Here is a 17,549-nt window from a genome sequence, read left to right on the forward strand (position 1 = left end):
TATACCAATGAAAAGGGTCCTTCGGGACCCTTTTGCCTATTAAAAATATAAAAAATAGAGGAAAGTTGATACTTTTTGATCAACTTTCCTCTATTTTATTTGTGGGCTATTTTGTTACAGCCCCTTGTTATATGCAATCACTTTAGACACTCTTAGTGCCATAAAAGAGCTGTACTCACATGTCACATACACATGCTAATACAGCTCTTTTTAATAGAAATATATATAATTTTAGTTGTTGCGCAAGAACCCAAGTTGACCTAAATCATCTAATGTACTGTCTACTACCGCACGACCTTTTAACGGTACCACTTCACCAGATGGTTTCGTTTCATCTACTTTCAGAATTTCATCAGCTACTTTGTAAAGTTCCTCCAACGTTTTTGGCGTTTCTAACTCTTTCATCATGAGCACATGAGCAGAGTTAAATCCTGTAATACTATCATTGTGCAAATCAGAGATATTGATGAATCTAGACCCCCCTCGATCCACAATAGTTTGTACATAGTTCGCCATTTCTTTTGGCACCGTGGACACACCTTCTTTGAATGTGTTAATTTCTTTTTTCTCTGTCACAGGTGCAATAAATCCACACAATAAGAACCGAATGAGCATACTGTATAATTCTATTTCATTATACTCTGCTCCGTCTTGCAATCGTTTCGCATCTTCCTTACAATCGGCAACAGTAAACGCATCTCCTTTACGGCATTGGTTTACAATGGCTTGTTCTACCACATTCGCTGTATCTTGTAATTCCTTACCCTTATTGATCATACCGAAATACAGGGAATCAAGAGTAGCAATTAAAAACTCTTCATTATGACGTAGTAAATGAGCTTGTGACTCATGGCATAATAAGGAGCGACGGAATTGGGTATCGAAATAGAAATCTAGAATTTGTTCTTTCGTGTTCCAATCTCCACCAGACATAGCCTCAATTAATTCTCTACGTTCTTTTTTCATCCACGTAGTAGCAGACAGTTGGAAATCCGTATCAGCTACATAGGCTAATTTATGTTTGTTAGCGCGGTCAATAAAATCCGTTATATATACAGGGTCGTTAATAGGTTCTAAATATTCGTGAGCAATATAATATGTTTTATGATCTAAAGCAGAATCAAAGCTATCTGTTTTCCAGCCTAATTTAGGTACAATCTCCTTAGACTCTTTGATGAGTTCATTCATGTGATGTACAAAGGAAATCCCCTTTTCTGTGCGAGGTAATAAATCCATATCCTGGTCATACCGTGTGGCAAAGAACATCATCTCCCGCACTTGCTCTAATCGATGCCAACCTGGGTACACATTATAAGAAATGTAAGCAACTCCTCGTTCAGACAAGTTCACATTACAAATTTCTAGAATTTTATCTTTCACCACATCTGGTACCCAAGACCAAATACCATGAACGATAATGTAATCAAATGTGCCAAAATCCTTGTCAATTTTTAGGATATCTTGCTCTACCAATTTTATATTTTTTAGAGCGATGGCGTCGATGATTTCATTACCAATTGCAATTTGAGACCCACTAAGGTCAACACCTACAAAAGACGCCTCTGGATGGTACACAGCTTGCCCAATAATATTGCCTCCCATAGAACAACCAAGTTCTAGGACACGGGCTTCTTTTGCTGGCACTGGATTCAAGCCCCATAATTTTGCCTTCGCTTCTAAACTGTTGATAGAGGTTACTCCAAAGGATTTTGAAGGATACACCAATTCATTATAGGCGTCTTTTAAACGTTCAATCACGGTCGTTTCTTCTTTAGAAATTGTTGTTTTCTTATTTTTGTTCATTAATAATGCCCTTCTTACCAATTGATTCATCTATATATACTGTCATTTACACTGCTATATTCTAAGCATATGTAATGTAATCAATTTATTATAACAGACCACCACAACTTTTGCTAATATCCTATAAACATTATTGGTAATTTTTCTTATAAAATATGCAATACTTGTAAAAGTATAACAATCGTATAAATGGCAAATCCTGCATATAGGATATGTAATACCCGGTTCACTATAACCTCTAGGTTCATACTGTCCTTTTTAAATAGTCTTTCATGTCGTACTAAAAAGAGATCTGGTTGACGAGAATTAGCAGCACTTAGGACAATGCGATAGGCCTCAACAGCAGAACGAATTCCCACTATAATACTTACACAAACGAGGCTAATTAGCAATGTATCTAGCCACTGAGGGTCACGAATGAAGCCTTTCACTAGCAAAATGCCTAACACATCTGCAGCCCCTGTAAAAATGATTCCACTCACGGCCAAACCAGCCACTGCCTTTGGAGATATAAAATTTAATACCTCTTCCAACGCATGACCTGCACTCTCGGCTTTTTCTTCTTTTGATTCCGATTTCACCCATCTGTGAATAGACCACAATTGATAGATAGTCCACGCTATCAAATACGCTAAATACATGTGTAATTCTGTCATCTTATTCCCTCCATTCTAATCTATTACTGTTATATAATTCCCATAACTGCTCTATGGTTAATACTAACACAGTATGTTTAAATATACTACTAGGAAATGATTCATGATATTGTTGAGGGCTACTAGATTATTGATTACCATTCTAATATAATCTTTCCCTTTACTAATGAAAGAATACCTAGCCTACTACTTAGGTTAGGTATTCATAGTCCTATAGCAAATTTTTAATGTCCTTCTTTGACTTGGAAGATTTCTCCTGTGACAGCGTCAACTTTAATTTCTACTTCACGTGTTAACGTTTTTCCATCGATTTCATAATGAGCACGGCCGTGATCTATATCGAACTTCACTTTTTCAATGCGATAGTCAGGGTATGCTGTTTTGAAGATTTCCATCGCTTTTTCTTGCGTGATTTGTGCTTGTGGCTGTGTTGATTGTCCATCTACAGTTCCTGTTTGTTGTGATACAGCACCATTTGTCGCTCCTGCTGGCGTTCCATTCACAACTGGTGTCGTTTGGACAGGTCCTTTTACGGCCGGAATAGCACGTGTGTACTGCTCACGGTCTTGATACCAAAACCAACCCATCGCACAACCTGTCACGATTACGCCCGCTAAAAAAGAAATAATGGTTCGTTTCATACTATGTCTCCTTGCTTAATTTTTACAGTCTTAACTCGTATATAGAAATAGGAGGGAAACCTATACTGCGTTTGCTCAATGTATTTGCATATTACATTTATATACTAGATTTGCACACTACATTTACATAGCACATTTTCTTAGCATATCTATACAGTATATCTACATATTTCCATATAATTTATAGAAATATAGTATCATATCTCTATTTCTATGAGCAAGGGCTCTCGTAAAACTTCATCAAACTTTTAAACTACTCTTCTTATACCGCCTATCATTACAACATCTAGAAATAGCAAAACCTCCATTATGCCTCTATATTAACATTTTATGGCATTAGAATCCTCACAGTACATCATAGATTTTATAATGTCCTAACACTTGCAAGTAATTAGACAGTTCTCGCACTTCTATTAAAGCTTGTTGTACTTCAGCCTCACGACCTTCCCCTTCGATGTCAATGTAAAAGAAATATTCCCATGGCGTATGCATGCATGGTCGTGATTTGATATTGACCATGTTCAGCTGATGGTCTTCAAAAACTCGCAGGACTTTCACCAACGCCCCCGGTGTATTCGGTGTTTGTACAATAATGCTTAGCTTGTGAGCATCACGGATCAGTACATCTTTATGGGTGATGATGAAGAATCGTGTAAAATTTTCCTTAAAGTTTGCAATGTCTGGCGCCAATACATCAAGCCCATATAACTGCTTAGCTGATGCATTGGCTATGCATGCTTTCGTGATATCCTGTGTATCACTTACATATTTTGCACTTACTGCAGTGTTACTCATAGGTCCCAACTGCCAAGAACTATGGGTCGCCAAAAATTGCGAGCATTGCATGAGGGCTTGCTCGTGAGAGTACACCTCTTGAATCGTGTCTAGGCTAGCACCCTCTATGCCCAATAAACTATGGCTAATACGATGACGTACTTCTCCAACGATGTGAATATTTTTATCCTTGATTAAATCTGTGCTGTCCCGTACTTCACCGACGATAGAATTTTCAATAGGCAATATGGCATAATCGATACGCCCTTCATGGACAGCTTGCACCAGTTCACGATGACTTTGACAGCGCTCAATCCGTTGCCCTTTCACAGAGCCACCCTTTTCTATATATTTTGAAAGTAAATTCTGCAACACTTCATAGGCATAAGCCCCTGGAACTCCCGTATATCCTAGCACAGAGTGGGCAAGTTGTAAATCTGTAACTCTTTCATCTGCCATGGTAAACCCTCCTGTTTCCCGTTCTCAACACTGATATATGTACACTATTATACACAAAAGTACATGAAACCTTAACTAATATATATATTTCTATTGATATCCTTCAAAAATTCGATGCAAGTTGACATTCTCTCATTGCTGTGATAGGATTGACTCGTAAATGTATATCTAAAAGCGCGGAACTTTATCGTTGGTGCTCCCCACCATAGAATGTGATATCATTCTGAAAGCGAGGAGCTTTACCGTTGGTGCACCCCACCATAAAATGAATTATCATTTTTAAAGAGAGGTCCATAAGGATGGTGCACCCCACCATGGATATACTTTATTTGCAATATAAGCCGGGATGTATCTCGGCTTTTCTTTTTATGGACTATAGGAGCTTTCTATGAATACGCAACCAAACTTAAGCTTTTATAAAATTAATGAAACATATATCGAATCATTACAAATTATTGACCCCGATGTTAGAATTTCAACCGGAGATAAACGAACTCGTCCCTATGTAGGTATAGTTCTTACCATCCAAGATAGACTATTTTTTGCACCTCTCTCTTCTCCAGCTAAATTTCCAAGTACATTAGATTCTAATGAGCTACAAATTGCTAAAGCAAAAAAATCTAACATTGAAAAAAGACGTATCAGTATAAAAGTTATCAGTAATAAGCAAGTTCATCTTTGTAATGTAATTATTGGAAAAATAATTCCTGTGCCTAAGTCTCAAATTACTGAAATTTCTATCCAAGACTTGCTATCCTCAACTATCTCTTCTGAGAAAAAATATGGCGACTTATTACAAAAAGAATATTACGCTATTAATGCAATGAAAGATATAATTTACACTAAAGTATTACGTTTTTATACAAAATCCTTAACTAACACATTACCAAAGCATAATAAGACGCATTGTGTAAATTTACAAAAGGCCATCGCCTATCATGATTCTTGGATAGAAGAGCATCTATAATATCGTCTCTCATACCATCACAAAAATCGGTTATGACATAGGCATGTATATTCTCCCTCTTTTTAGAACCCCATCATAGCGCACATAGGCTAAGCAGTATCAAGGATATCTAACTAATAACATATATAAAAAAAGCGCGGCATACTCCGGAGCAAACCTAACGATAGTATCAGTTTGTGGAGGAGTGTGCCGTGCTTTTTTATATCCTATATGATGCTTATCCTAAGTGCGCTATGACAGCGTCAGTCATGCCTTGGGTATTCACTTTAGTAAATCCTTCACGGTACATATCACCTGTGCGATAGCCCGCATCAAGAACGGCTGTTACTGCTTGTTCGATAGAGTCCGCTACTGCTGGTAAGTCCAAGGAGTAACGACACATCATGGCTGCAGACAAGATTGTACCTAATGGGTTAGCAATGCCTTGGCCTGCAATGTCTGGCGCCGAACCATGGATTGGTTCATACAAGGAAGTACCTGTACCGATGGATGCAGATGGCAATAATCCAAGGGACCCAGAGATAACAGCCCCTTCATCGCTCAAGATATCTCCAAATAAGTTCGTTGTCACGAGTACATCAAATTGACCTGGATTCGTCACAAGTTGCATAGCCGTGTTATCTACATAATAGTAATCCATGGAAATATCTGGATTCGCTTCTGCTTTTTCTTTTGCAATTTTACGCCATAAACGAGAGGACGCCAATACGTTAGCTTTGTCCACACTCACTACTTTACCAGAACGTTTACGTGCCGTTTCTACAGCTACGTCCATGATGCGTTCCACTTCATAACGAGCGTAGGTTTCTTTGTCCCAAGCAAATTCGTTAGGACCTTCTCCTTGCGCTTCTTCACGTTCCCCAAAGTATATGCCGCCAGTCAATTCACGAACGATAACGAAGTCAACATCTTCTACCAACTCTGGTTTCAACGGAGAGAACTCACGCAATGCTGGATAGATTTTCACTGGTCGCAAGTTACAGAACAAACCTAATGCTTTACGCAAACCAAGGATGGCTTTTTCTGGACGGATGGATGGATCTACATCATCCCATTTAGGACCACCTACAGCTCCTAATAATACAGCATCTGCCTCTTGGCATGCATCGATTGTATCTTGTGGCAATGGTTCACCGAAAGCATCAATAGCCGCACCACCGGCTTTTTTCTCAATCCACTTCGCGTTTACACCCGCTTTGGCAAAGGCTGCGTCCACCACGGTACGCGCGGAATTTGTTATTTCTTCCCCAATGCCGTCGCCAGCAATTAGGACAATTTGTTTTTCACTCATGGTATTCCTCATATCTATATATTGTATCATCTAACACACAAACATCATATGGAGTACCACTAGGCTAATCAATAGTAGCTTTGCCTAGGGTATCCTATTAGACAATATTAGCCTTGTCTATTTTTCGCAAAGTTTACCAATCCACCTGCTTTGGCAATATTTTGCACAAATTGTGGTAGTGCAGTTCCTTTATAACTTTCCCCAGTAGTTAAATTATGTACCACACCTGTAGCCATTTCTACAGAAATCTCATGACCCTCTTTAATATGTTCTACAGCGTCGCCAATTTCAATCACTGGTAAGCCAATGTTGATGGCATTGCGGAAAAAGATACGAGCAAAGCTATCTGCTACAATGCAAGAAATACCTTTTTCTTTAATCACCGCTGGCGCATGCTCACGAGAGGAACCACAACCAAAGTTTTTGCCAGCTACCATAATTTCACCAGCTTTCACATTCGGTGCAAAGGTCGTATCAATGTCTTCCATAGCATGTTCTGCTAATTCCGCCATATCCGCGATTGCCAAGTAGCGCGCCGGAATGATTACGTCTGTATCTACATTGTCGCCGTAGCGCCAAATCGTTCCTTGAAAGTCTGCCATATTATACCTCCTCAGGGCTTGCTAAATACCCTGCTACTGCACTTGCTGCCGCCACATACGGGCTTGCTAAATATACTTCACTGTCCACGTGTCCCATACGGCCACGGAAATTACGGTTTGTCGTAGACACAGTGCGTTCTCCCTCTGCCATGATACCCATATAACCACCTAAGCATGGACCACAAGTTGGTGTACTTACAGCACAACCAGCTTCAATGAAAATATCAATTAAACCAGATTTCACAGCTTGATTGTATACATCTTGCGATCCTGGGATAACGATGCAACGCACGAAGTCCGCTACCTTACGACCTTTAAAAATTTCTGCGCACATTTGTAAGTCTTCAAAGCGTCCATTCGTACAAGAACCGATAATGACTTGGTCGATTTGAATGCGGTCTTCTTTCACAATGTCTTTCATGTAATGTGTATTGGAAGGAAGATGTGGATACGCCACTACTGGAGTTAATTCGTCTAATTGGATAGTCACTACTTGGCAATATTCTGCATCTTCATCTGCTGCAATCGGTTCGATAGGGCGTGTGATGCGACCTTGGATATACTCCTCTGTCACTGCATCGTATGGGAATACACCACATTTACCACCCGCTTCGATGGCCATGTTACAGATGGTCAAACGGTCTGCCATCGTCATGTATTGCACACCAGAACCATGGAACTCAAGGGCTTTATAACGTGCTCCATCCACACCGATTTTACCGATTAAGTCCAATACAATATCTTTACCGGAAATCCATTTCGCTGGTTTTCCTTCTAGAACAACCTTAATAGTTTCTGGTACCTTGAACCAAGTTTTACCTTCTGCCATAGCAACCCCAGCATCTGTAGAACCAACGCCGGTAGCAAAGGCATTCAATGCACCATAGGTACAAGTGTGAGAGTCAGCGCCAATGATCATTTCCCCTGGTCCAATCAAACCTTGTTCTGGTAATAATACGTGCTCGATACCCATACGACCTACTTCAAAATAGTGCGTAATCTTATGTTGTCGTACAAAATCACGCATCACTTTGGCTTGTGTAGCGGATTTAATATCTTTATTCGGTGTGAAATGATCCGGTACTAAGTAGATGCGGTCTGCATCGAATACAGGTTTACCGATCTTTTCAAACTCTTTTTTCGCTGGCGGAAATGTAATATCGTTCATCAAGATGAAATCTAATTGACACTCGATCATTTGACCTGCTTTCACCTCTGCAAGTCCTGCATGGCGAGCCATATTTTTTTCTGTTATGGTCATACCCATGACATTAACCCTCCTGGTTTCCAAACTCTTGTTCTAATTCTTTTGCTAAATAAATAGCATTTACTGCGTTAATATAGGCATTTACACTAGATTTTACGATATCTGTGCTAATACCACGGCCTTGGAATCTGCGGCCATTATAATTGACTTTTACAACTGCCTCACCAAGGGCATCCTTACCCACTGTTACGGAACGGATTTGGAAATCTTCCAATACAAATGGTGTGTTCACTAATCGTTCGATGGCTCTGAAAGAAGCATCTACTGGGCCATCACCGACAGCAGCATCCATACGTTCCCCATTCGGAGTTAATACACGAATGCTAGCAAGAACGTATCCATTTTGATCGGAATGGTAATCATGTTGTATCACGTGGAATGCTTGTTCGTGATGCATAGTATCCATCACCAAAGCATAGATATCTTCATCGTAAACTTGTTTTTTCTTATCTGCTAAAGCTTTGAATTGAACGAACAACTCATTCACTCGTTCTTCTTCTAACTGAAAGCCTAAATTCACTAGATGATCTTCAAAGGCATGACGACCAGAATGTTTACCCAATACGATGGACGTTTTTTCTGCTCCTACACTAGCTGGTGTCATGATTTCATAAGTAGTTGGATTGTTCAGCATACCATGTTGATGAATACCAGACTCATGAGCGAAGGCATTCGCACCTACGATAGCTTTATTAGGAGACACGGCAACACCGCAAAGTTTGCTCACCAATTTGCTAGTACGTGTAAACAAAGGTGTGTCGATATGGACATCGAATGGATAATGGTCATGACGAGTTTTGATGGTCATCACGACTTCTTCAATGGCCACATTACCAGCTCGTTCGCCTAAACCATTCATAGTACATTCCACTTGACGAGCCCCAGCTTCAATAGCTGCCAACGTGTTCGCATTCGCAAGGCCTAAGTCATTGTGACAATGTACACTGATGATAGCTTTTTCGATGCCTTTCGTATGCTCTTTAATGTAGCGAATGCGATTGCCAAACTCTTCTGGTGTCATATAACCAACTGTATCTGGCACATTCAAGATAGAAGCTCCACCTTCGATAGCCACTTCAAAGACTCGGCATAGATAATCTAAATCTGTACGAGATGCATCTTCTGCGGAGAACTCGATTTCATCAAATTTACCTTTTGCAAACTCAAGGATGTGTTTCACAATGTCTAGCACTTCTTCACGAGTCTTTTTCAATTTATATGTTAGATGAATATCGCTAGTAGCGATAAACACATGTAGACGACTGCGCTCTGCGCCTGCAAGTGCTTCTGCTGCTTTCGTCACATCATTCTCATTGGATCGAGCAAGCGCTGCGATAGTACATCCACGCACTTCTCTAGCAATCGTAGATACCGCCTCAAAGTCGCCTTCCGATGCAGCTGGGAACCCCGCTTCGATGACATCTAATCCAAGGCGCACAAGAGCTTGTGCAATTTCTACTTTTTCTGGTGTTTGAAGGGAAACACCTGGAGTTTGCTCCCCATCACGAAGTGTAGTATCAAAAAAATAAATTCTGTTATCCATGATTATTCCTCTTTCTGACTAATCTATATCTGTTCGTATGTCTATTCTAATGGATGATTCTAAAAAAACTGAATATGTGGCCTCCATATCTCACCTTTGCTAAAATCATTCCTATGGTGGTTTTAAGTACGTGCCCTCTGAGATTTCTTTCAGAAAATAAAAAAACGCCCCCAGAGATGTCTATGCATCCCTAGGGGCGTTATATGTAGCGTATTGGTTTCATAGCGATTTTTACATTTTACATACCATAGTTCAGTAGTACTACATCACAGATTTTTCTCTATCTTGTGTAGAGGTTTGTTCACAACCAAGCGCATATTCTACTGCTAGTAAGCTATGCTTACAACTATTAGAACATTCTAATAGAGTCTACTTGTACTGTATACCTTATACAGATCTCATCGTAAAATGTAAGAAACACTAATCAACCTATGATACAAAAAAGCCCCTCAATGTGCTATGCACATCAAGGGGCATTATCATTCAATAACACGGTCCCACCCTAGTTGGTTCTCACAGTTATAACGGAACTACCGTCGATGACTACTTGATTTCACCATCGCTGCTCACAGGGGAGTTTCAATATAACCGTTCTACTACTTCGCACCAACCAGTAGCTCTCTGAAAGCAACTAACTATATCTTTATACCTGTTCATCGCATTTGCTTTATATAACTGAAAACTATTCTATAGTATTTTGAGTCACTTGTCAATAGACTCATGTATTTTTTTATTTAGATATATACACAATACGAATAAACTCTGTTATAATGCAATTATAGAAGAGTCTTCAACGTGCGTTGGGCTCATCTCTTCCTATCCTATAGGAGGAGGTGGTACTATGAAAAAGTTTTTTAGAAAAATCAATGTATTGATTTTAATTTTAAAGCTTATAGTACAAATCATTAGTTTCTTTAACAATTAATGATAAAGCCTAACGAAAGAGGTTCGTACCCTCTAAACGTTAGGCATCATCATTTTACTAGTTTGAGATGAGCCTAACGCCAGCACACGTTGACGGCTCTTCTTTTTGTGTCTTAAGTATAGCATTGTTTGAAGTAAAACACAATAGGAGTGCTGTACCTAACTCTATCTAATATACATCATATCACTTCAACAATAGATATACATCATATTGTTTTTCTATTTTCTTCTATAAATTTTATCCTACAACTCTTCTGCTTTATACAGGGTATACCCTTCATAGTAATAACTATAGTCGATTCCCTTCATATATACTATTCTATCATCTATCCTTTCAGTTAAAGCATTTTTTAAGAGATGCTTGATTTCAGTATCTTTAATAGGGCTTCGTTCCATAGCTAGTAAATAATCGTCTTTATCTACAAAACTCCAATCTACAACGAGATGCAGTTCTTGTTTCAGCATTAGATCTAGCCAGATTCTAGCACTTCTTCCATTGCCTTCTCTGAAAGGATGTGCCACGTTCATCTCCACATATTTTTCAATAATTTCATCAAAAGTAGATTGTGGCATGTTCTCTATACTTTCAAGGGCAGCCTTTAAATACATCACAGGAGCAAACCGAAAATTACCTTTTGCTATATTAACAGACCTAACTTTTCCTGCAAAGCCATAGATATCTTCAAACAAATATCTATGTATCGCAGCTAATTGCGCAAAAGAACCTACAGGATGCTTCTCTAGTACAGTAGTATCAAACAGATCTAAAGCTTTCTTTTTACTAATCCGCTCTTCCTCTCTAGCAAGTTCTACAAAATTAGTGATTCCCAACTTATTTTGCAATACCATACCATCACCACCTTCTAGCACAAAATATACAGACGCCTCTAACATTCATCATTTTTATAAAAATCTTCTAAGATATATGTTGTCACTGGTGTTACAAACAATTCATATTTTATAATTAATTTTACAAGATCATCGTCATCAATTCATACAAAAGGACTGCACCCAGAATCTATTGTATTCTCGTTACAGTCCTTTCTATGTTACATAATCACTATGTCTTATTTTTTATTTTCGATGGCCGCTTTCACGAATCCTTTGAACAATGGATGTGCATTGTTTGGACGAGATTTCAATTCTGGGTGGAATTGTACGCCTACGAACCAAGGATGATCTGCCACTTCAACGCATTCTACTAGACGGTTATCTGGAGATGTCCCGGAGATAATCAAGCCTGCATCAGCCAATTGTTGACGGTAGGCATTATTAAATTCCCAACGATGACGATGGCGTTCGTAGATCAAGTCTTCGCCGTATGCTTCATGTACTTTTGTCCCAGGTACTGTTTTACATGGGTATACGCCAAGTCGCATGGTACCGCCTTTTTCATCTACATCTACTTGGTCGTCCATTAGGTCGATCACAGGAAATTGGCAGCTTTCATCAAATTCCGTGGAAGTAGCTCCATGCATATCCAATACAGAACGAGCAAATTCCATAACAGAGGATTGCATACCTAAACAGATACCAAGGAATGGTACTTTATGTTCACGTGCATATTGGATGGTAGCAATTTTACCTTCTACACCACGGCAACCGAAACCACCTGGTACCAAGATACCGTCTACATCTTTATACACTTCCGCTAAATCAGTACCCTCTGCTTCTACTGCTTCAGAGTCAACCCATTTAATGTTCACTTTCGTATCTTCAACGATACCTGCATGGCCCAATGCTTCTGCTACAGAAATGTATGCATCATGCAATGCTACGTATTTACCAACAAGAGCAATGGTAATTTCTTTTTTAGGGTTCAAGATTTTATGAACCATTTCTTTCCATTCTGTCATATCCGCAGGACGGTCTTCTAGGTTCAATTTGCGTACAACAATGCTATCTAATCCTTCATCTTGCATCATTAATGGCACTTCATAGATTGTACTGCAAGTGCGGTTTTCTACGATAGCATCTGGATCTACGTCACAGAATAATGCCAATTTATCTTTCATTTCACGGGAAATTTCTTTCTCCGTACGGCATACAATAATATCTGGTTGAATACCAATGCCTCGAAGTTCTTTTACGCTATGTTGTGTTGGCTTTGTTTTCAATTCACCAGCTGCACTGATATATGGTACCAATGTTACGTGGATATATAACACATCATCACGGTTGACTTCTTTTTTTACTTGGCGGATCGCTTCTAGGAACGGCAAGCTTTCAATATCGCCCACAGTACCACCGATTTCTGTAATTACCACATCCGCATTATCTTCTTTACCTACGCGGAATACAGCATTTTTAATTTCATTCGTAATATGAGGGATAACTTGCACAGTAGAGCCAAGATATTCACCTTTACGTTCTTTATTAATCACAGACCAATACACTTTACCAGCTGTGATATTGGATGATTTACCTAGGTTAATATCGATGAAACGTTCATAATGGCCTAAATCTAGGTCAGTTTCTGCACCGTCGTCAGTAACGAACACTTCACCATGTTGATAGGGACTCATTGTACCTGGGTCGATATTGATATATGGATCAAATTTTTGAATTGTCACCTTATATCCACGATTTTTCAACAAACGTCCCAAGGATGCTGCAGTAATGCCTTTACCTAATGATGATACGACGCCACCTGTTACGAAAATATACTTTGTTGACATGATGCCTCCCTAATAATTATATGCTTCTGATTACATTTTTTCAGGAGCGGAAATACCTAAGATACCAAGACCATGTTGCAATACATGTGCCGTTGCTGTAATCAAGCCTAATCGAGCTTGTTGCAATTCTGGGTCAACGCCCATGATACGACCTTGTTTATAGAAGGAATGGAATAGACTGGCTACATCGTACAAGTACTTAGCGATACGATGTGGTGCTTTATTGTTCGCAGATAATTGAATTTCTTCTGGGTAGGCTGCTAATTTTTTAATCAATTCCACTTCTTGTTCATTTTGCAATGCTGTGAAAGATGTATTCGCCCAGTCGCCATACACAATACCCGCTTCTTTCACTTGTCCAAAAATACTGTGAATGCGAGCATGCGCATATTGGATATAGTACACTGGATTGTCATTAGATTTAGAGGATGCCAAATTAATATCGAAGTCTAATTGGCTATCTAAGGAACGCATCAAGAAGAAGTATCTTGCTGCATCCACTCCTACGTCTTCAATTAGTTCATCCAAAGTAATCGTTTCACCGGTACGTTTAGACATTTTCACGAGTTCTCCATCACGGTATAAGAATACCATTTGCAATAAGAGAACTTCTAATTTATCTGGGTTAAAACCAAGTGCTTCCATAGCCGCTTTCACACGAGCAATGTAACCATGATGGTCAGCACCCCAAATATTGATTAATTGTTTGTAACCGCGTTCGTATTTATCTTTGTGGTAGGCAATATCTGCCGCCAAGTACGTCGGCTCTCCGTTATCGCGGATAACCACACGATCTTTGTCATCTCCATATTGCATCGATGCCAACCAATACGCTCCATCTTTTTCATACATTCCGCCAGATTCTAATAACTGATCCACCAACGCACGAATTTCACCGCTTTTATGCAAACTACGTTCACTGAACCAATGATCAAATCCAACACGGAAATTGCGCAATGTTTTGCGTAATCCATTTAATTTTTCTGTTAAAGCAAATTCTTTAAAGAACGGAACACGCTCTTCTTCTGGAAGCACTGCAAAGAAATCGCCTCTCCAGTTAATCAACTCTTGCGCTGTATCGATGACATCTTGACCACGATAACCAGACTCAGGGAACTCATGTTTCATATTTAATAGCTCTAAATACCGAGCATTCACAGAGGCCGCCAAGTTATCGATTTGTTTACCTGCATCATTAATATAATACTCAGCAAATACATTAAACCCAGCTGCGCGCATCAAATTCACCAATGCACTACCATACGCAGCACCACGACCATGGCCTACATGCAATAATCCCGTTGGGTTGGCACTGACATACTCAATTTGAACTGTATCTTCTTCACGAAGTGGTGCACTACCATATGTGTTCCCTGCGATTAATATATGTTTTAAAGTATCGTAAATCACATCTGATGCTAAAAAGAAATTGATGAATCCCGCACCTGCTACTTCTGCGCGCTCTAACCAATCGTAGTTCATATGGGAAATGATTGTTTCCGCAATAGCTCTTGGATTCGATTTCGCTATCCGTGCAGATTGCATAGCAATATTCGTAGAAAAGTCACCAAACTCTTTCTGCGGTGGTACTTCCAAATGTGCCTCTGGATAGGTACCTTCTGGTAATTCTCCCTGTTCCAGAGCTATCTGCAAAGCATCCTTAATGGCTACTTTCAAAACTTCTTTCATGTCCATAATGTACATCCTCCCGAATCTCTACATACAGCTGGTTATAAAATTGCCATTCACCACCAACAGAGATATCATATCCTAAACAAATATGTCCCTTGCCATCATTCAAATCTATATCTAATTCATGAGTTAGCATCGCTAATTCTACTGCTCCATATGGGGTTTCCAAACTGGCAACATTAGTTTTCCCCAGTTGATACTCATGACGCATAGAAAATTCACCCGTTCGCAAGAGTACCACCGAATCCTTATAGGCTTTAATAGTCGTTTTCGTATTCCCCAATCCAGTGACTTCACTTTCATCATAAATAATGTGTTTTGCCAACGTTGTTTCATAATACTTACCAGAGGATACTAATTCCACCACCGTATCCTCTCCATCCGCATCACGTTGCGTACTTTTTACGGACACAATGACTCGTTTCATTAGCATTCCTCCTCTCTTATTCACGCACTATCTGTATCATTTTATTATATCACAACTTGCCGCAATGAGGGCATCTTTTTGGGACCGTTCCATACGTTTCACCTGCTGTTCCATGGATTGAGCATCTTGCTTTCTACTGAAAGCTGTACTCCACACCAAGGTTACTGGTCTACGACCTCGTGTATACTTAGCTCCCCCTTTAATTTCACCATTATGGGCTCGTATGCGTTTCTCTAAATCCGTAGTCCAACCCGTATAGAGAGATCCATCTGCACAACGCACCATATAGGTATAAAATTTTTCTTCCATCTTATTCACCAGCTGGAATTGGTGCTAAGTCAACAGATTGAATCACCACTGGCTCTTTCGGTGCATCTCGCTTATCTCGTGGCACACGACTGATGGCTTCTACCACATCCATACCCTGCACAACGACACCGAAGATGGTGTGTTTATTATCTAACCAAGGCGTTGGTGCCACAGTGATAAAGAACTGTGCATTCCCTGTATTTGGACCTGCATTGGCCATCGCCAAGATACCCATCTTATTAAAGTGCAAATCATTGCTCACTTCATCAGGAATCGTATACCCAGGACCACCCTTTTTATTATCTCCACCTTGGATCATAAATCCATCGATGACACGGTGGAAGGTTAGATTATTGTAATACCCTTGTTCAATTAAGCTTTTAAAATTTTTCACAGTGATAGGTGCCTTGCTACCATATAGACGCACTTTGATATCACCCTTATTCGTATGAATCGTAGCATATTCATCAGCAATCGGTGTGGCATCAAAGCTAGGCATTTTTGTTTCTGCTTTCACTTCTTTCCCTACTTCAGACTTTGCTTGCTCAGCTGCATCAGTACCACAAGCAGCCGTCACTACCAGCGTTGCTCCTAATAGCGCACTCAGTAAGATACGTTGTATGTTCATTCATTATCTCCATTTCTAAAACAAAAACCACCGTTAGATGAAACCTCTAACGGCGGTCTTTATTTATTGTATCATACTTGACGCAGATGTGCAAAAAGAATCTAACTTATCTTGATAGGACTTGGCGAATATAATAACCACGTGATCGCAAGGAACCATTCAAGTAAACAATCTCATTCGATTTTACACGAATCAAGTATAGTGCATCATCACGATCTAATAATTTTTCCATACCAATTTCTGTTAGTACCTTAGCATACTCTTCTTCACCAGGCCCTAGCACTGTTGCTACACCTTGAACCTGAACACACTTCGCCGTACCTGGCCCCTCATAAGGATCGAACACAGTAAGAGATACATGTTTATCTTCTTCTAAATGAAAGAACTTCTCACCACCTTCAGAGAAAATATCAATGTATCCACCATGTACAGTATATGATAATGGAGTGCAACGTACACCCGTTTCACTATGTGTCGCCAAGGCGCACGTATGATGAGCTTTCAGAAAATCAACTATCTCAACATGCAATTCACGTGGGTCCATCTTTCTTGCAGTTTTATCCTTCTCTGTCCAAAAAGAAGCTGCTACTTTATAATCCATCCATTCTCCTTTCAACCCCTGCACGAACTTACCTTGTTCTATTATAGCACTAACAGCCATGTCCATTTCAAGTACCTAAGCAATAATTTTGAAAATTATTATTAAAAACTTAGTTTTACCAAAGTAAATACGACATTTCCTAAGCAACCCCAGTAAACCGCAAATTTATATATACCACCACCAAAAATTGTATAGCCAAGCTCAAAACAATGTCAAACACAAATTAATTTGTCATAAAAAATAGCTAAACATAAGCGTAATTAAAAATCAAGATAAATCTACACCAT

At 39.5% G+C, this 17,549-nt stretch carries 16 protein-coding genes and 1 other annotated feature; of the genes, 1 reads left to right on the top strand and 15 read right to left on the bottom strand.

Annotated features, from left to right (window positions below):
• Positions 1-231: 231 nt before the first annotated feature.
• The 4 genes from EO117_RS08300 to pheA form a co-directional block, all read right to left on the bottom strand.
• Positions 232-1,833 carry a class I SAM-dependent methyltransferase gene (locus EO117_RS08300; RefSeq protein WP_126939996.1) on the bottom strand — a complete coding sequence of 534 codons (1,602 nt, stop codon included), beginning with the start codon at positions 1,831-1,833 and terminating at the stop codon, positions 232-234.
• Between the two features lie 116 nt (positions 1,834-1,949).
• Positions 1,950-2,459: a hypothetical protein gene (locus EO117_RS08305; protein WP_126939997.1), complete on the bottom strand. Its 510-nt coding sequence runs from the start codon at positions 2,457-2,459 to the stop codon at positions 1,950-1,952.
• Between the two features lie 224 nt (positions 2,460-2,683).
• The gene (locus EO117_RS08310; RefSeq protein WP_126939998.1) at positions 2,684-3,100 is read right to left on the bottom strand and encodes a PepSY domain-containing protein; all 417 of its coding nucleotides are present in this window, start codon (positions 3,098-3,100) and stop codon (positions 2,684-2,686) included.
• Between the two features lie 345 nt (positions 3,101-3,445).
• The gene (gene pheA, locus EO117_RS08315; RefSeq protein ID WP_126939999.1) at positions 3,446-4,333 is read right to left on the bottom strand and encodes a prephenate dehydratase; all 888 of its coding nucleotides are present in this window, start codon (positions 4,331-4,333) and stop codon (positions 3,446-3,448) included.
• Between the two features lie 388 nt (positions 4,334-4,721).
• Between pheA and EO117_RS08320 the strand changes: the two genes are divergently transcribed.
• Positions 4,722-5,300 (top strand): type III toxin-antitoxin system ToxN/AbiQ family toxin, encoded by a 579-nt coding sequence (locus tag EO117_RS08320; RefSeq protein ID WP_126940000.1) that lies wholly within the window; start codon positions 4,722-4,724, stop codon positions 5,298-5,300.
• A gap of 217 nt (positions 5,301-5,517) precedes the next feature.
• On the opposite strand, the gene leuB is transcribed toward EO117_RS08320, so the two are convergent.
• The 11 genes from leuB to EO117_RS08375 all read right to left on the bottom strand — a co-directional run bounded on the left by leuB (position 5,518) and on the right by EO117_RS08375 (position 17,262).
• On the bottom strand, positions 5,518-6,591 hold the full coding sequence (leuB, locus tag EO117_RS08325) for a 3-isopropylmalate dehydrogenase (protein WP_126940001.1): 1,074 nt from the start codon (positions 6,589-6,591) through the stop codon (positions 5,518-5,520).
• 107 nt (positions 6,592-6,698) lie between these two features.
• A complete protein-coding gene (locus EO117_RS08330; RefSeq protein WP_126940002.1) occupies positions 6,699-7,193 on the bottom strand; it encodes a 3-isopropylmalate dehydratase small subunit in 495 nt (164 codons plus the stop codon).
• A gap of 1 nt (position 7,194) precedes the next feature.
• On the bottom strand, positions 7,195-8,460 hold the full coding sequence (gene leuC, locus EO117_RS08335; protein ID WP_126940003.1) for a 3-isopropylmalate dehydratase large subunit: 1,266 nt from the start codon (positions 8,458-8,460) through the stop codon (positions 7,195-7,197).
• Positions 8,461-8,464: 4 nt separating this feature from the next.
• Positions 8,465-10,003, bottom strand: coding sequence for a 2-isopropylmalate synthase (locus tag EO117_RS08340; protein WP_126940004.1), 1,539 nt, complete (start codon positions 10,001-10,003; stop codon positions 8,465-8,467).
• A gap of 466 nt (positions 10,004-10,469) precedes the next feature.
• Positions 10,470-10,669: a binding site (T-box leader), on the bottom strand.
• Between the two features lie 501 nt (positions 10,670-11,170).
• The gene (gene fic, locus EO117_RS08345; RefSeq protein WP_126940011.1) at positions 11,171-11,776 is read right to left on the bottom strand and encodes a protein adenylyltransferase Fic; all 606 of its coding nucleotides are present in this window, start codon (positions 11,774-11,776) and stop codon (positions 11,171-11,173) included.
• Positions 11,777-11,994: 218 nt separating this feature from the next.
• Complete coding sequence (locus tag EO117_RS08350; RefSeq protein WP_126940005.1) at positions 11,995-13,605, bottom strand: CTP synthase; 1,611 nt, start codon at positions 13,603-13,605, stop codon at positions 11,995-11,997.
• Positions 13,606-13,635: 30 nt separating this feature from the next.
• Positions 13,636-15,300, bottom strand: a complete 1,665-nt coding sequence (argS, locus tag EO117_RS08355; RefSeq protein ID WP_126940006.1) for an arginine--tRNA ligase — start codon at positions 15,298-15,300, stop codon at positions 13,636-13,638.
• Entirely contained in the window at positions 15,266-15,724 is a 459-nt protein-coding gene (locus EO117_RS08360) for a DUF1934 domain-containing protein (RefSeq protein ID WP_126940007.1), read from the bottom strand. Before EO117_RS08360 ends, argS begins: the two co-directional genes overlap by 35 nt.
• A 36-nt stretch (positions 15,725-15,760) precedes the next feature.
• Positions 15,761-16,033 (bottom strand): GIY-YIG nuclease family protein, encoded by a 273-nt coding sequence (locus EO117_RS08365; RefSeq protein ID WP_126940008.1) that lies wholly within the window; start codon positions 16,031-16,033, stop codon positions 15,761-15,763.
• A 1-nt stretch (position 16,034) separates the two neighbouring features.
• Entirely contained in the window at positions 16,035-16,661 is a 627-nt protein-coding gene (locus EO117_RS08370) for a peptidylprolyl isomerase (protein WP_126940009.1), read from the bottom strand.
• Positions 16,662-16,767: 106 nt separating this feature from the next.
• On the bottom strand, positions 16,768-17,262 hold the full coding sequence (locus EO117_RS08375) for a pyridoxamine 5'-phosphate oxidase family protein (RefSeq protein ID WP_164727554.1): 495 nt from the start codon (positions 17,260-17,262) through the stop codon (positions 16,768-16,770).
• Positions 17,263-17,549 lie beyond the last annotated feature (287 nt).

Origin of the sequence: Veillonella sp. VA142, assembly GCF_003992135.1 — a bacterium.
GTDB lineage: Bacteria > Bacillota > Negativicutes > Veillonellales > Veillonellaceae > F0422.

Bases quoted from the DNA above. Each gene is read 5' to 3' on its own strand.
- EO117_RS08300 (WP_126939996.1), bottom strand. From the start codon at position 1,833: ATGAATCAATTGGTAAGAAGGGCATTATTAATGAACAAAAATAAGAAA.
- EO117_RS08305 (WP_126939997.1), bottom strand. From the start codon at position 2,459: ATGACAGAATTACACATGTATTTAGCGTATTTGATAGCGTGGACTATC.
- EO117_RS08310 (WP_126939998.1), bottom strand. From the start codon at position 3,100: ATGAAACGAACCATTATTTCTTTTTTAGCGGGCGTAATCGTGACAGGT.
- pheA (WP_126939999.1), bottom strand. From the start codon at position 4,333: ATGGCAGATGAAAGAGTTACAGATTTACAACTTGCCCACTCTGTGCTA.
- EO117_RS08320 (WP_126940000.1), top strand. From the start codon at position 4,722: ATGAATACGCAACCAAACTTAAGCTTTTATAAAATTAATGAAACATAT.
- leuB (WP_126940001.1), bottom strand. From the start codon at position 6,591: ATGAGTGAAAAACAAATTGTCCTAATTGCTGGCGACGGCATTGGGGAA.
- EO117_RS08330 (WP_126940002.1), bottom strand. From the start codon at position 7,193: ATGGCAGACTTTCAAGGAACGATTTGGCGCTACGGCGACAATGTAGAT.
- leuC (WP_126940003.1), bottom strand. From the start codon at position 8,460: ATGGGTATGACCATAACAGAAAAAAATATGGCTCGCCATGCAGGACTT.
- EO117_RS08340 (WP_126940004.1), bottom strand. From the start codon at position 10,003: ATGGATAACAGAATTTATTTTTTTGATACTACACTTCGTGATGGGGAG.
- fic (WP_126940011.1), bottom strand. From the start codon at position 11,776: ATGGTATTGCAAAATAAGTTGGGAATCACTAATTTTGTAGAACTTGCT.
- EO117_RS08350 (WP_126940005.1), bottom strand. From the start codon at position 13,605: ATGTCAACAAAGTATATTTTCGTAACAGGTGGCGTCGTATCATCATTA.
- argS (WP_126940006.1), bottom strand. From the start codon at position 15,300: ATGGACATGAAAGAAGTTTTGAAAGTAGCCATTAAGGATGCTTTGCAG.
- EO117_RS08360 (WP_126940007.1), bottom strand. From the start codon at position 15,724: ATGAAACGAGTCATTGTGTCCGTAAAAAGTACGCAACGTGATGCGGAT.
- EO117_RS08365 (WP_126940008.1), bottom strand. From the start codon at position 16,033: ATGGAAGAAAAATTTTATACCTATATGGTGCGTTGTGCAGATGGATCT.
- EO117_RS08370 (WP_126940009.1), bottom strand. From the start codon at position 16,661: ATGAACATACAACGTATCTTACTGAGTGCGCTATTAGGAGCAACGCTG.
- EO117_RS08375 (WP_164727554.1), bottom strand. From the start codon at position 17,262: ATGGATTATAAAGTAGCAGCTTCTTTTTGGACAGAGAAGGATAAAACT.